Here is a 14,028-nt window from a genome sequence, read left to right as displayed (position 1 = left end):
TAACTGCAGCTTGCCTCATTCCTCGCTAGAATACGCCGTGATATCGCCATTCGGAGAACCGCCATGCCAAAACAACGGGTGCCGCTCAAGCTGAGCACCTCCATCACGCTGATGGTGTCCGCCATCATCGCTTCGGTGCTGCTGGTGGTGTTTGCGCTGTTTTTCGTGCAGATGAGCCGCGAAGGGCAAGATCAGCTGCAGCAAAAAGCCATCGCTATCGCCAACACGCTGGCGCTCTCGAGTACCGTGATAGACGGCCTGCAGCGACGCGATCAAAGCGGCGCCGTGCAGCGCTTCGCCGAGCAGGTGCGCCATCAAAACGAGCTGCTGTTCGTGGTGGTGGTGAATATGCAGGGCGTCCGCTATTCGCATCCCAAACCCTGGCTGATCGGCAAACATTTCATCGGCGAAGATCTGGCGCCGGCGCTGCAGGGCAACGTCAACAGCGCCATCAACCGCGGCACGCTGGCCCCGGCGCTGCGGGTGTTCGTGCCGGTGTATGACGAGCAGCGGCGGCAAATCGGCGTGGTGGCGCTCGGCATCGCGCTGGACACCGTGCAGCGGGTGGTGGCGGAAAGCCGCTGGATCATCTATTGGACCATCGCCTTCGCCGCGCTGGTCGGCAGCCTGGGCACCTTCTTCCTGGTCTCCGCGCTCAAACGCATCATGCTGGGTTTCGAGCCTTACGAAATCTCCAACCTGTTCGAGCAGCGCAACGCCATGCTGCAGTCGATTAAAGAAGGCGTGATCGCGGTCGATAATGATTCCCGCATCACCATCGTCAACGACGAGGCCAAGCGCCTGCTGCGCCAGAGCGGCCCGGTGGAAAACCTGCTGCTGGACGCCGCCAGCAAGCATTGGCCGGCGCAGCTGCATCTGGCGGAAGTGCTGGCCAGCGGCAAACCGCTGCGCGATCGACAGATCAGCTTCAACGGCAGCGAACTGCTGACCAATACCGTGCCGGTGATCGTCAACGGCCAGGTGACCGGCGCCATCGCCACCTTCCGCGACAAGACCGAGGTCAGCCGGCTGCTGCAGCGCCTGAGCGGCATGGCGCACTACGCCGATGCCCTGCGGGTGCAGTCGCACGAATTTATGAACAAGCTGCACGTGATACTCGGCATGCTGCACATGAAGGCTTATCAGCAGTTGGAAAACTACATCATCAATACCGCCAGCAACTACCAGGAAGAGATCGGCGCGCTGCTGCGCAAGATCCACTCGCCGGAAGTGGCGGGCTTCTTCATCGGCAAGATCAGCCGCGCCCACGAAGCCGGCATCGAACTGACCATCGAGGAAACCAGCCTGCTGCCGGAAACCGACGACGCGGAAACCACGCACGTGCTGATCAGCGTGCTCGGCAACCTGATCGAAAACGCCATCGACGCCATCGACGGCGTTGAAGGCCACGAGATCGGCCTGAGCTTCCATCACCACGACGATCAATTACACTGTATCGTCAGCGACGACGGCCCCGGCATCGATCCGGCGATCGCCGCGCACATCTTTGAACACGGATTTTCCACCAAGGGAACGGGACGCGGCATCGGCCTGGCGCTGATCCGCAGCCATCTGGAAAAACTGGGCGGCGGCATCGATTTCGAGTCCGAACCGGGCGAGCTGACCCAATTTTTCGTGCACCTTCCCTATCAGGCCAAGAGCGGAACCCATGATTAACGTACTGATTGTCGACGACGACCCGATGGTGGCGGAGCTGAACAAATACTACCTGAGCCAGATCGGCGGTTTTCACTGCCAGGCGACGGTCGCCACCCTGGGCCAGGCGCGCGCCCTGCTGGCCGACGCCAGCGTCAGCATCGATCTGGTGCTGCTGGATATCTACATGCAGCAGGAGAACGGGCTGGATCTGCTGCCCGGCCTGCGCGAGCTCGGCGAGAAGACCGATGTGATCATCATCTCTTCCGCCAGCGATGTGAACACGGTGCAAAAGGCGCTGCACTACGGCGTGGTGGATTACCTGATCAAACCGTTCCAGTTCAGCCGCTTCAAGGAGGCGCTCAGCCACTATCGGCAACAGTCGCAGCTGCTGGCGCAGCGCGAGTTTTCGCAGGCCGACGTCGACAGCCTGTTGCGCCGCCAGCCCGGCGGCCAGGAGAGCAAAAAGCTGCCGAAGGGCCTGACCAGCATCACCCTGAGCACGGTCTGCGAGTGGATCGAACAGCAGCACGACAGCGAATTCTCCACCGACAACCTGGCCAACGCCATCGGCATTTCGCGGGTGTCCTGCCGCAAGTACCTCATCTACCTGGCGGAAAGCGGCATTCTCGGCACCCGCATTCTGTACGGCGCGACGGGCCGCCCGGTTTATCTGTATCAGCTGAAGCCGGACGCGATCGCCATGCTGAAAGAGTATTGCCGCCCGGCATAAACGACGCCGGGCGCTGCAAGCGCCCGGACGTTGAAAGCTAGAAGTTGTACATGTAACACCTCGCCTCGCGGTGAGGATCTTTCGAGTGTATCCGCAGGCAGCGCTGCTTTTTCTGCTGTTGCTCCAGCTGACGCTGCTGCCGCTTGGCGGCCTCTGCGGCCTCGCGCTGCTGCTCACGCGCGATCGCCTGTTCATTGGCCTGCGTCAGGCTGTCGACATTCCACACCTTGTGGCGCAGCGCGCTGCGTTTTTTCTGGTACTCCTCGGGGACTTTATTGTCCTTCGGCGGCGGCGCGTGGTATTCCAAATCCACCCGCGCCTGCGCAAAGCAGGCGCAACACAGGGCCACGCCGGCCAACACTAGCCTTTTCATCGATAAACTCCTGACAAATCCCTGTTCTCATCTTTAGCAATTCAGCGGCCGGCCATTCAGCCAGGCGCGGCAATAAACGCCGACAAACGGCCGATGCGGCCCCGTCAGAGACGTCCGCCGCAGACGCAGCGACAGGCAGCGGACGATATCGGCACCCTGCTCACAGGCCGTTCGGGCGCTCTGATGCCCCTGCGCGGAAGGTCTCGCCGCTTCCTGCGTTTGCAACCGGACTTCCAACGCTTCCCGCTCCGCACGCAGCCGCGCCAGCTGCATGCGCTCCGCCTGAATCTGTTCAGCCAACCAAATATGCTGCAACAAGCCATCCAGCCGCGCCGGACACCCCGCCGCAGAGGGACTTTCCGTCGAGGCGCCGGGCGAGGAATGGCGATCGATGAACGCCTGACTGCAAAATGAGGCCAGCAGCGCCAGCGCCGCAGTGATTAACGAAGGTAGTTTCAATACACAAGCTCCATGAATAAGCCGACTGGGCGCGCCGCGAAAAACGACGCAGAGAACCTTTCAACAGCCGTTGAGTGAAGACACCTGAGGCTCCGCGGGATCGGGCGCATGTTGCCCTCCCGTCGCCGGCGCTTTCGCGTTTTCGGCATCGCATTCCGCCAGACGCGCCAAGGTTTCGGCCTCATTCTCCGTGGGCGGGGTCGGCTCAGCCATCTCTTGTCGCAGGCCATGCGCCAGCTCTTTCAATTTCTTCTGAAACAGCACGGGAGAAATTCCCTCGCATTGCCGATCGTAACGGGCCGCATTTGCTTGCAGACTCAACAACGACATTATCAACATGACGACAATACGCTTTGCCATTGAAAACTCCTGTAAGGATGTCTGGGTATGTTGATATATATTCAACAAGCAGAGATTCATCGTTTAAAGATAAATAACGCATCGGAAAAACAGAGTAGCGAATTAATAATAAACCGTTCCACAATATCTTTGAGATAACGTCTGCCGCCCCGCCGAATAAAGAGCGGTGGTTAGCGCCCCCCTATTTTCGACCAGTCCAGCGTACCGCCGATACCGACGCGGCCTTCATTCAGCACGGCAGCGGCGGATTCGCCGGCGATAATGCGCTGTTTTTGTTCTCGCGTTGCGGGCTGCGGTGTTCCCCAATTCCCCCAGTGAGTGGAGGAGGATGAGGATGAAACAGTGGGGTGAATGGCACTGCATCCGTTTAATACAAGACACAATGCCAGAAGAGAATTACGCCATGTCATACTATTTCCCTTAAAATAACGCTATTGGTAGTGACGGTAAATGAAAAACGAGTTTATTTAGTTTAATAACTTTCACCGCATGCAATCGCCTGCGACAAAAAGAATACGCAAGTGTTAATCACCCGTTATTTTAATTAACCTGAATCAAACAAATATCGTTCAATAAGACAACGCTAATCGCAGAAATGGGCCAGCAGGCTCAGCGCACTTCCGAGTGCGCTGGGATCTTACTCTTCGCCGTCCGGCTGCCAGGCCAGCAGATCGCCAGGCTGGCAGTCGAGAATACGGCAGATCTTGTCCAGCGTTTCCAGCCTGACTCCCTTGACCTTGCCGTTTTTCAACAGAGACAGGTTTTGCTCGGTGATCCCCACCTGCTCCGCCAGCTCCTTTGAACGCATCTTCCTTTTGGCCAACATGACATCAAGACTTACGATTATTGCCACTCTATTCTCACACGAAAGAAAGCTGTTCTTCATTCAGCCGCAACGCTTCCAGAAATACCCGGCTAAATACCAGGATTGCGCAGCCTACGATCAGCGAGCGCACCGACTCGCTATTGACGCCATAATAAAGGATAAACAGCATTTTTTCATCGGCGGTCAATACCATCACCTGCAGCAGACCGGCTAACGACGGGAACAACACATCGACGATCAGCAAGATGCCAATGATCTGCAACAGCACCATATTGTTGCGATGCCACACGTTGCCGCGGAAGAATTGATAAAACAGCCCGGCGCCGCACAGCAGCGCGCTGTAATAGGGCAAATAACCGAGCATGTCGATAACCAGCGTGGCGAACAGCGCCCAGCGTTGCTGCGGGATCGCGTAGGTGAGCAGCTCCGGGTAATATTCCCGGTAAGAGGCGACGATATCGCGATAGGCTACGCCCTGCAGCCAGTCCCGCACGATGATGAACATCTCAACGCCGGTGCTGACGATCAGCATCGCCATAATGAGCAAACACAGACAACGCACATACAGCGGCAGATGGATCCTTGGCGCAGCGCCCATAATTTTTTATCCCTTAATCAACAGCAATAAATTATCGTAAAACGATAATTTATTGCTGTCAATGATCAAGTGGACTGATGAGTCAGGCGGTGGTCGCCAACGCGCGGACAATAAAAAAGGCCGGGCTAACCCGACCTTGTTTGACCGCTCGACGCGCTTAGACCAGTTCGATCACTTCGAAGTTGGCTTCGCCGCTCAGATCGGCATCGTAATCAACGCCCTGCAGACCGAAGCCGAACAGGCGCAGGAATTCCGCCTTGTAGCCCTGGTAATCCGTCAGTTCGTTGATGTTGCTGTCGTTCAGCTGCTGCCAGATTTTACGGCAGGTTTCCTGCACTTCGTCACGCAGTTCCCAGTCATCCAGGCGCAGACGGTGTTTCTCGTCGGTATCCGGCGCCGCACCGCTGTACAGCTTGGTGGCGAACAGACGCTGGATCTGCTCGATGCAGCCTTCGTGAATGCCCTGCTCCTTCATGATTTTGAACACGATGGAGATATACAGCGGCATCACCGGAATGGCGGAAGAAGCCTGCGTCACCACCGACTTGAGCACCGCGACGTAAGCTGCGCCGCCTTTGGCCTGCAGCTTCTGGTTGATGGCGTGCGCCGCGCGATCCAGATCCTCTTTCGCCTTGCCCAGCGTACCGTGCCAATAGATTGGCCAGGTCAGATCGGTACCGATGTAGGAGTAAGCGACAGACTGCGCGTTATCCGCCAGCACGCCCGCTTCGTCCAGCGCGTCCATCCACAGCTGCCAGTCCTGGCCGCCCATCACCTTCACGGTGTCGGCGATTTCTTGCTCGTTGGCCGGCTCGACCACGGCCTCAACCAGCACGTCTTTGTTGGTGTCCAGCGCGACGGATTTGTACGGCTCGCCGATCGGCTTCAGTGCGGAACGCACCACTTCGCCGGTTTCCGGCATCTTACGCACCGGCGAAGCCAGCGAGTAAACCACCAGGTCAACCTGACCCAGGTCTTTCTTGATCAGATCGATAACGGCCTGACGGCACTCGTTGGAGAATGCGTCGCCGTTGATGCTTTTCGCGTACAGGCCTTCTTCTTTAGCTGCCTTGTCGAAACCGGCGGAGTTGTACCAACCGGCGGAACCGGTTTTGCCTTCGCTGCCAGGCTTCTCGAAAAATACGCCGATGGTGGCCGCACCGCTGCCGAAAGCGGCATTGATGCGCGAGGCCAGACCGTAACCGGTGGATGCACCAATGACCAGCACCTTTTTAGGCCCGTTTTTCAGTTCGCCGCGCGACTTAACGTAGGCGATTTGCTCACGGACATTGGCTTCACAGCCTGCCGGGTGAGCGGTGGTGCAGATAAAACCACGAATTTTAGGTTTGATAATCATAGTAATTTTTTCTTGGTAGCTAAAAACCGAAGGACAATATACCTGATTTTCTCGATATACTTAAGAAAGTGCGCAAACAAGCGCAGTGACCAGACCAGTCAACGGCCCTGCGACACAGGCAAGGGATAATGATAGCAGGCCAGGTTGCTATTGCCCGGTCTGTTGAGGGTCATGCCTTGTGCTTTTCCAACTGCTCGATCAGCGTGTAACGCAGCGATGAGGCATCGGCCGGTACGTTCTCCACCGGGGTGACGCGCACTTTCAGCCGATACTGATAGCCCGGTTCGAAGGTGAAACCCTCGATGCCGGTATAGAACAACTCCCACGGCTGCTGCGCGGAGCGGCGCACCTGCATGCACTTCATCGGGCCGACGCCCACGCAGTCCACCAGCGCGCTGTTGACCAGCAACACTTCCGTTTGGCCTTCTTTCGCGTTTACGGGTTGATTCATCGAGGTTCCTTCTTGGCTGCAGCCGGCCAGCGCGGCCAACGCAACAAATAACAACGCTTTAATTTTCAATGTACTGCACCAATAGTCATCCAGGGGCTCCATGCTAACAAATTAACCGGCTCAAGAGAACGGATAGCGATACGGATCCACACGCCCAAAATATCATTCCTCGGTGCTCTATCAGTCTGGAAAATATCGCAAAATAAACCCCCGGTTCTTATCCGAACCGGTAATTACCCCCACTATTTTTTCTGTTAAAAACAGCTGGCTTGCGCAAGCTTTACTGAATTTAACTGAATCGATAAAGAGGGAATTTTATGCAAGAGATCGATACCAAACACTTTCACCTGATCGCCGGCGCCGGTAACTTGCCGACAACCGCGGCAGCAATGGCCGCGTCAACAACAACGGCGGCAACAAGAACGGGGGCGGGTCATCCAATCAGGGATTCTACGGCAAGCACACCTCGCCGGATTGCGTTAACGGCGTGATCACCGGTTCTCTGGGCGGCCTTGGCGGCCTGGCGGTGGGCGCGCTCAACGGCGGCTAGGCGGCGGCAACGTCGGCATGGGGAAAGGCGGCAACAAAAACAGCGGCAGCAACTGCAATAGCAATAAAGGCGGCAATACCTGTTCGCGCTAAGCGGTTTTAATTAATCAAAGCCCCGGCTGAGCCTCTCCATTCGGTCGGTGCTTTCCGTATTTTTGGTGATAACCATGTTTAAACTGTTTCGTACCTTATGCCTGCTGCTCGGCTTCTGGATCGCCACCCTGCTGCTCAGCGGCGCGGGGGTCTCCTTTACCCACGGCTACGCCGCGCCTAAAAATCTGTCGCATTTCCTCGTCTCGCTGGTGGTGGTCGGCGCCATCCTGCTGTGGATCCATAAATTGCTGCGGTTCTTTTTTGCCGAGAAATTTGAGAAGAAATCGCGTTAAGCCGTATTCTCGTTGGGGGCGCAGCCCGCAACGATAAAACCGGCATCGCGAATCGCCGCCTTAACCTGCCTGGCGTCCAGCACGGCCGTTTTCACATAGCCAAAAAAGCCACACGTGCGCTGGGCAAACGGATTGGCGTCGCCAGTTGGGCCATCAGCTCACGATTGCGCTGCGCCATCAGCTCGGCGCGCGCATGCCAAAAAGCGGTGGCATCGGCGCGTGTTTCGGTGGCGGTGTCGAACCGGGACGCCAACTCGCTTAGCGCCTCCCACTCAGCCAACAGGGCGGCAACCACTTCAGGATTAGCCACCTGCTCCCAGTCAGAGGGTAAGGCCCCCTCACGCCACGCATTGAGATAGCCGGGCAACATCATCTTTAATTGACTCAGTTGCTCGTTCACTGCGGGTTACCTTTTATAGCGCCTGATGCCGGGATATTTCCCATAATGACACTCTCGTTAAACCGTTGATGGGAGCAATGGCCGAAGCTTATCAGCGCCATAGATGACGTAATGACTTTTGGTGCGGCCAAATTAGCGATAGGTGCGGTTGGGGAGTGAGACAGGAGCTCGGGCTGATAGCTATTGACGCGAAAAGAGAAACGGGGATTGTTGCTGGCGTCTTAGGTGAAATTTACTTATAAATCAATCACACAAAAAAAGACCGAATACGATTCCTTTATACGAAGAAGAATGAAAATATCCTTTTTTAACAATGCCTTATCAACCTTTCAGTCTTTGCAATCCCTTGCTATACCTTGCATTCCATGCTTTTAATTTCAGATAGTTACCAGAACCCTCGGAGCAATTCGGAATAATTTAGGTACTAAAACTCTCAATCACAAACGCTAATATACTCGCGCACGCGGCAGATCACTCAGCCGTGTCGTGTATGCCGGCGACAGTAGCTCACGCTTCATTGACCACACCTGATGCGCCCCTTGTCCTGCGAACCACAGTTTTGCCTTCCCCGAGTTATTGATCCGATCAAGCACCCCCATCAGTTGTTCGCTGTTATGCCGTGGTTTGTACTCATCGAACAACCCCAACTGAGCCACGCCCTGACTGTAAAAATCCTGCAGCATCACCCCGCCTTTTTGATACCGATGACCGGGTTGCCAAATCGCATCAAGGCAACGCATAGCCGCGGCAATAATATCGCGAGTATCCTGTGTGGGTACGCTCAGTTTTATGCTTGCAGTATTGCCGTAGTATTCCTCATTGATGGCAAATGGGCTGGTTTTGAGCCACGCGCTGACATGCCGGCAATACTGATGCTCCTCCCTCAACTTCTCCGCTGCACGCGTCGCGTACATGCAAATAGCCTGATGCATCTGGTCATACTCGGTGATCCGATCTCCGAAGCTGCGGCTGCAGATGATCTGTTGTTTTGTCGGCGCAAACTCCTCCAGCTCGAGACAAGGCTGACCACGTAGCTCGCGGACGGTTCGCTCTATCACAACGCTGAAATGCTTGCGGATCATCGTAGTGCTTGCATCGGCCAGTTGTAGTGCCGTTTCTATACCCATCATGATGAGCTTTTTCGATATCCGGCGTCCGATACCCCAGACCTCATCGACAGGCACGAGGCCCATCAATTTGCGCTGGCGCCCTTCATTGGACAGATCCACTACTCCGCCAGTCTTGTCCCACTTCTTCGCCGCGAAGTTTGCCAGCTTGGCTAACGTCTTGGTTTGGGCAATGCCAACGCCTACAGTTAGCCCAGTGTTGCGCAGTACCTTGGCCCTCACCTGGCGGCCGAAAGTATCCAGATCAATGCAGTTACGAACTCCAGTCAGATCAAGAAAACTTTCGTCAATTGAATACACCTCTACGCGTGGCGCCATCTCTTCTAAAACAGCCATCACACGCTGAGACATGTCGGCGTATAGCTCATAGTTGCTGCTGAACGCGATGCCCCCTGCGCGCTCAAATTCCCGCTTAATTTTGAAATAGGGTTCTCCCATCTTTAACCCTAACGCCTTCGCTTCCTTGCTCCTGGCTACGACGCATCCGTCATTATTCGACAGAACGACGACAGGACGCCCTCGCAGATCTGGGCGCCACAACGTTTCGCAGCTCGCGTAGAAGCTGTTCACATCAGCAAGCGCGTACATCACTTGAGCCTCGTTATCGAAGACACAACAACGCCCATCACCTCCAGATCGTCACCGCCATCATGAAGCAGGATCGGCGCATACTTCGGGTTCATGGGTTCCAATTGCGCGCGAGGATGCAAACAGAGACGCTTCACGGTGAACTCGCCGGCTATGCTGGCAATAACAATATCTCCATGGGCCGGACTGATGCTGCGGTCAACAACAAGCATAGAGCCCTCAGTGATCCCGGCCTCAAGCATGGAATCACCTGTCGCATAGAGAAAATAGGTCGCATTGGGATGGCTGATGCAGTACTCGTTCAGATCGATGCGCGAACTGACGTAATCTGCTGCAGGACTGGGAAACCCCGCCGGCACCTTGTCGGCGAAAAGCGGGATTTTGAGCTTGGTTGGGTTTGGTGTTGGATAAAAGAAAGTCATAATGTTGCCTTGTTACTGTGTTTTTATACAGTATATGCGCAAAATTTTGACGGGGGAAAGTTCGGAATTTTGTTAGAACGGTAGGATATTGATCGGTAAAGAAAGATAGTTTCGATGAATGGCCGAGTTCCCTCCAGGCTACAACTCACGATCGAAGTTCGACCTTCAGCGCGTTTTCGCATCCACAAGTAGAACACTGTGCTGATGTTTATCGCGACATTATCCCTTGAGATATCAGTCTGAGAGGAGCGCCAGAACCCAACTATCAGGTGGCGTGAGGCAACGCTGACGGACGGCGTGCTGGGAGTCATACGTTGTTACTACAGTACGTCACCATGCCCCAACGATAGTGATTGTGCTTACTTATCATCTTGATGGGCTAGAAAATTTTGCCATCAATATCATGCGATGGCAGAATATAGCAAACCAACATTTAAGAATTTTACGCATTGAATACTTTTATACGTTATGCATCTGTAGGGGTAATGAATACCCTGGCTCACTGGGCTGTTTTTGGGCTCATGCTCTTTAGCGGTTTCTCACAATCAGTTTCAAATGTTGTCGCTTTTGGCATCGCTGTAACCGTTTCGTTCTTTGCTAACGCCAAGTGGACGTTCAAGGCACAAGCTACAACTTACCGCTATATGGTGTATGTGTTGTTTATGGGAGGTATGGCATTCTCTGTCGGTTGGGCAGCAGATACGCTACATGCAAACCCAATTGTAACTCTCGTTACTTTTTCAGTGATCAGCCTAATCTGTGGCTTCATTTATTCTAAGTTAGTTGTCTTCAGGGAAGATAAATGAAAATTTCACTTGTAGTTCCCGTATTCAACGAGGAAGAAGCAATTCCTCTATTCTACCAATCTGTGCGTCAGTTTAAACCTTTTCAGCATATAGATGTAGAGATCGTTTTCGTCAACGATGGTAGCTCAGATAGAACGGAAGAAATACTGTCTTCCTTATCTAATGATGATCAAAATGTTAAATCGATAAATTTTTCCAGGAATTTCGGGAAAGAACCTGCATTATTTGCTGGTTTGGAAGCCGCTACCGGTGATGCTATTATCCCAATTGACGTTGACCTTCAAGATCCAATTGATGTTATCCCACTATTATTGAATAAGTGGCAAGATGGTGCAGACGTGGTGTTGGCTAAACGTATGGATAGGCAATGCGATGGCCGAATGAAGAGAAAAACAGCAGAATGGTTTTATCGAGTACACAATAAAATAAGTAAACCGGCCATAGAAGAGAATGTAGGTGATTTTAGGCTGATGACCAGGGAAGTGGTAGAAAGCATTAAATTACTTCCAGAGAGAAACCTATTTATGAAAGGTATCCTTAGCTGGGTTGGCGGAAATGTTGAAATTGTTGAATACTCTAGAGCCGAGCGAGTCGCAGGAACCAGCAAATTTAATGGCTGGAAGCTTTGGAATTTGGCAATAGAGGGAATTACAAGTTTTTCCACCTTCCCTCTTCGTGTTTGGGCTTACATTGGATTTTTTGTTGCTGCAATTTCCTTCATGTATGGTGCATGGATGATCATAGATAAGGTTATTTGGGGAAACCCGGTAGCTGGCTACCCTTCAATTATTGTCTCCATTCTTTTCCTTGGCGGTGTACAGCTTATAGGAATCGGAGTGCTTGGGGAATATATTGGTAGAATATACATTGAAACCAAACGTCGCCCACGCTATATAATAAAGAAGTGAGATGAGAATTAAAATGTTTTGTAAAATCGACAAAAAAGCACTGCTCCTTTACTCAGGGATTGCTCTTCTTTTTATTTATCCATTAATCCAAGCTGGTATTTTTTATAGGGATGATCTAGATAGAGCCATAACTGGTCAGTATGGATGGAGAGGATTAGGTCGGCCTGTTGCAGATATTCTCATGAAAGTTTTATCCGCCAGTGGCCACTATAACCTTGATCTATACCCCTATACTATGATTGCTTCCTGCTTGTTTATCGGTGGGGCATCGCTTTTACTTAGCGATCATTTATGGAGGTTAGAAGTTCCTTCACACAAATTAGTTGCGGCTCTTCTAATTTTTAATCCATTCATGCTGCAAAATATCGCTTACAGATATGACTCTTTAGGCATGTCCATCGCTTTTTTCCTAGCGGTTATGGCTTATACCTATACAGCCAGTAATCCTACAAGACAAACTTTAGTAAAACTGTTCGCTGGCGTACTATCTTTAACCATATACCAACCATGTGCAAATGTATTTATTGGTTTACTTGCTGTAGACGTAATGATCGCAGCAGTAAAAAATGACTGTAAAGCTACTGATATTATAAAAAGAATACTTAACAAAACGGCTTTATTCGTCTCTTTTTACATGGTTTACATGTTATTCTTTGCTGCAAAAAGTAATTCACGCGCAGAGATCATATCAGCTAATACTGAAGGGCTAGAGCATTTAGCCTCTACGCTTAGTTCATTAAAAAACATGGCGCTATTATATTTCCATGGCCCAGTTTATATTTATTTTTTGATTCCAGTTATTGCTGGCTTGATTTTCATGTTGTTTGCAAATCGCCATAAGAAAAAATCTATATTATCATTCAGTCTTTATTGGGTTATTTCCCTATTTATATTTTTAGTTTCACTGATGGGGCCAACCATATTTCTTAAAGATGCTCCGGTATTCCCCAGGACTTTGGTTTCCTTCTCAGCGTGTCTTGTTTTAATTTCGATTCCCATTGTTTATTTTTTACCAAAAATGAAATATTTATCACTAATTCCTGTTATTACAGCAATTGCATTCAGCGCACAATTAGGCAGTGCCATTAAATCACAGCGCGAGTATGAAGATTTTATTTTTAACATGATCAGTCGTGACTTGCTCACTCACAATGAAATTACCACCATCGGAACAGTTGGCCAGGTCAATATAAATGAAAGGGCTAAATTGTTAGTGGACAACAAACCATTAATAGGCTATTTCCTTAGCCCTGCATCTGAGTTTTTAGCTTCTTTTCAACTAATTAACAAAGGGTTCCCGCAGACTCTGCATGGTTATGGAGATGAACAAAACAATAAAAATGTGCTTTCTCGTATGATTAGCAGTGGGATTAAACCAATCTCAACTAATAAGGAATATTCTCTGTTCATTTCAGGTAATACAGCCATTGTATCATTGGGAACGGATAATAATTGATCTATTCAGCCCTCTACCATGAGGGCTTTATTTTCGGTTCCGGCCACACGATTTTTTCAAGATCTGTGTTATCGCTGATCTTCTCGATCTCGTTAACGTAGTCCATCCATACCCGCAATTTGGCTTTCTCTTCATCGGTAGCCATACCCAATAGCAACTTGCTATTGAGGGTTTGCGTAACCTGGTTAACACGTGCGATACGACGTTCTTTCTCCCCCTGTAACATCTTGCGCTTTTCAGCAGAGCTGTAGGTGCGCTTAATCACCCTTCCGTCACGATATACCCACGTCATATCGTTGCACGCTTCAGGTGGGGTTTCGCTAATCGCCACCTCTGCTACTGAGTAACCAGGAGGGAAAATTGCTGTGACGTCTTTTGATATACAGACGATAATACCATTCTCGTCATACATGACCTTCAGCGTGTCTGGACTAAAATCCGCCTGACAGGCGTACCAGTCTCGCCCATTTTTATCTCTGGCGTAAAGAATATCAGGTCTATATGCTGGCTCATTCTCTTCGGTGGATTTAAAATCAGGCTTGTAAATAGCAAAGTTTTCAAATTTAACCATGA

At 51.8% G+C, this 14,028-nt stretch carries 18 protein-coding genes; 6 read left to right on the top strand and 12 right to left on the bottom strand.

Annotation, left to right across the window (positions count from 1 at the left end; genetic code table 11):
* The first annotated feature begins 63 nt into the window (after nucleotides 1–63).
* Both J9788_RS02135 and dcuR read left to right on the top strand, forming a co-directional pair.
* On the top strand, nucleotides 64–1,677 hold the full coding sequence (locus tag J9788_RS02135; protein ID WP_182264647.1) for a sensor histidine kinase: 1,614 nt from the start codon (nucleotides 64–66) through the stop codon (nucleotides 1,675–1,677).
* A complete protein-coding gene (gene dcuR / locus J9788_RS02130; RefSeq protein ID WP_182264648.1) occupies nucleotides 1,670–2,389 on the top strand; it encodes a two-component system response regulator DcuR in 720 nt (239 codons plus the stop codon). The genes J9788_RS02135 and dcuR overlap by 8 nt, the downstream gene beginning before the upstream one ends.
* Before the next feature lie 37 nt (nucleotides 2,390–2,426).
* Here the strand turns inward: dcuR and J9788_RS02125 are convergent, their stop codons facing one another.
* The 8 genes from J9788_RS02125 to J9788_RS02090 all read right to left on the bottom strand — a co-directional run bounded on the left by J9788_RS02125 (nucleotide 2,427) and on the right by J9788_RS02090 (nucleotide 6,882).
* Nucleotides 2,427–2,762, bottom strand: coding sequence for a hypothetical protein (locus J9788_RS02125; protein ID WP_182264649.1), 336 nt, complete (start codon nucleotides 2,760–2,762; stop codon nucleotides 2,427–2,429).
* Nucleotides 2,763–2,795: 33 nt separating this feature from the next.
* Nucleotides 2,796–3,221, bottom strand: coding sequence for a hypothetical protein (locus tag J9788_RS02120; protein WP_052759987.1), 426 nt, complete (start codon nucleotides 3,219–3,221; stop codon nucleotides 2,796–2,798).
* A 60-nt stretch (nucleotides 3,222–3,281) separates the two neighbouring features.
* A complete protein-coding gene (locus tag J9788_RS02115) occupies nucleotides 3,282–3,581 on the bottom strand; it encodes a hypothetical protein (RefSeq protein WP_046899294.1) in 300 nt (99 codons plus the stop codon).
* Between the two features lie 170 nt (nucleotides 3,582–3,751).
* Entirely contained in the window at nucleotides 3,752–3,991 is a 240-nt protein-coding gene (locus J9788_RS02110) for a hypothetical protein (protein ID WP_071605351.1), read from the bottom strand.
* A gap of 227 nt (nucleotides 3,992–4,218) precedes the next feature.
* Nucleotides 4,219–4,434: a helix-turn-helix transcriptional regulator gene (locus tag J9788_RS02105; RefSeq protein WP_025302459.1), complete on the bottom strand. Its 216-nt coding sequence runs from the start codon at nucleotides 4,432–4,434 to the stop codon at nucleotides 4,219–4,221.
* 7 nt (nucleotides 4,435–4,441) lie between these two features.
* Nucleotides 4,442–5,005: a DUF2975 domain-containing protein gene (locus tag J9788_RS02100; RefSeq protein WP_046899293.1), complete on the bottom strand. Its 564-nt coding sequence runs from the start codon at nucleotides 5,003–5,005 to the stop codon at nucleotides 4,442–4,444.
* A 157-nt stretch (nucleotides 5,006–5,162) separates the two neighbouring features.
* Nucleotides 5,163–6,362, bottom strand: a complete 1,200-nt coding sequence (gene fabV / locus J9788_RS02095; protein WP_046899292.1) for an enoyl-ACP reductase FabV — start codon at nucleotides 6,360–6,362, stop codon at nucleotides 5,163–5,165.
* A 169-nt stretch (nucleotides 6,363–6,531) separates the two neighbouring features.
* Nucleotides 6,532–6,882 carry a DUF4377 domain-containing protein gene (locus J9788_RS02090; RefSeq protein WP_043141612.1) on the bottom strand — a complete coding sequence of 117 codons (351 nt, stop codon included), beginning with the start codon at nucleotides 6,880–6,882 and terminating at the stop codon, nucleotides 6,532–6,534.
* Nucleotides 6,883–7,529: 647 nt separating this feature from the next.
* On the opposite strand from J9788_RS02090, the gene J9788_RS02085 reads away from it, so the two are divergent.
* Nucleotides 7,530–7,748, top strand: coding sequence for a hypothetical protein (locus tag J9788_RS02085; protein WP_182264650.1), 219 nt, complete (start codon nucleotides 7,530–7,532; stop codon nucleotides 7,746–7,748).
* 91 nt (nucleotides 7,749–7,839) lie between these two features.
* Here J9788_RS02085 and J9788_RS02080 read toward each other — a convergent pair whose 3' ends face one another.
* The 3 genes from J9788_RS02080 to umuD form a co-directional block, all read right to left on the bottom strand.
* On the bottom strand, nucleotides 7,840–8,148 hold the full coding sequence (locus tag J9788_RS02080; protein WP_241427806.1) for a hypothetical protein: 309 nt from the start codon (nucleotides 8,146–8,148) through the stop codon (nucleotides 7,840–7,842).
* 446 nt (nucleotides 8,149–8,594) lie between these two features.
* The gene (gene umuC, locus J9788_RS02075; protein WP_182264651.1) at nucleotides 8,595–9,863 is read right to left on the bottom strand and encodes a translesion error-prone DNA polymerase V subunit UmuC; all 1,269 of its coding nucleotides are present in this window, start codon (nucleotides 9,861–9,863) and stop codon (nucleotides 8,595–8,597) included.
* Nucleotides 9,863–10,285: a translesion error-prone DNA polymerase V autoproteolytic subunit gene (umuD, locus tag J9788_RS02070; RefSeq protein WP_182264652.1), complete on the bottom strand. Its 423-nt coding sequence runs from the start codon at nucleotides 10,283–10,285 to the stop codon at nucleotides 9,863–9,865. Before umuD ends, umuC begins: the two co-directional genes overlap by 1 nt.
* Nucleotides 10,286–10,734: 449 nt before the next feature.
* On the opposite strand from umuD, the gene J9788_RS02065 reads away from it, so the two are divergent.
* Genes J9788_RS02065 through J9788_RS02055 form a run of 3 tightly spaced genes read left to right on the top strand, consistent with a single transcriptional unit; the run spans nucleotide 10,735 to nucleotide 13,455 of the window.
* Nucleotides 10,735–11,091, top strand: a complete 357-nt coding sequence (locus J9788_RS02065; protein ID WP_072271515.1) for a GtrA family protein — start codon at nucleotides 10,735–10,737, stop codon at nucleotides 11,089–11,091.
* A complete protein-coding gene (locus tag J9788_RS02060) occupies nucleotides 11,088–11,999 on the top strand; it encodes a glycosyltransferase family 2 protein (protein WP_060447306.1) in 912 nt (303 codons plus the stop codon). The genes J9788_RS02065 and J9788_RS02060 overlap by 4 nt, the downstream gene beginning before the upstream one ends.
* A 1-nt stretch (nucleotide 12,000) precedes the next feature.
* Nucleotides 12,001–13,455: a glucosyltransferase domain-containing protein gene (locus J9788_RS02055; RefSeq protein WP_241427805.1), complete on the top strand. Its 1,455-nt coding sequence runs from the start codon at nucleotides 12,001–12,003 to the stop codon at nucleotides 13,453–13,455.
* Nucleotides 13,456–13,468: 13 nt separating this feature from the next.
* Here the strand turns inward: J9788_RS02055 and J9788_RS02050 are convergent, their stop codons facing one another.
* On the bottom strand, nucleotides 13,469–14,026 hold the full coding sequence (locus J9788_RS02050; RefSeq protein WP_182264653.1) for a tail fiber assembly protein: 558 nt from the start codon (nucleotides 14,024–14,026) through the stop codon (nucleotides 13,469–13,471).
* Between the last annotated feature and the right edge of the window lie 2 nt (nucleotides 14,027–14,028).

The sequence above is a fragment of the Serratia sp. X10 genome (genome assembly GCF_017811775.1).
GTDB lineage: Bacteria > Pseudomonadota > Gammaproteobacteria > Enterobacterales > Enterobacteriaceae > Serratia > Serratia ureilytica.
This window is presented reverse-complemented; position numbering and strand designations above follow the sequence as displayed.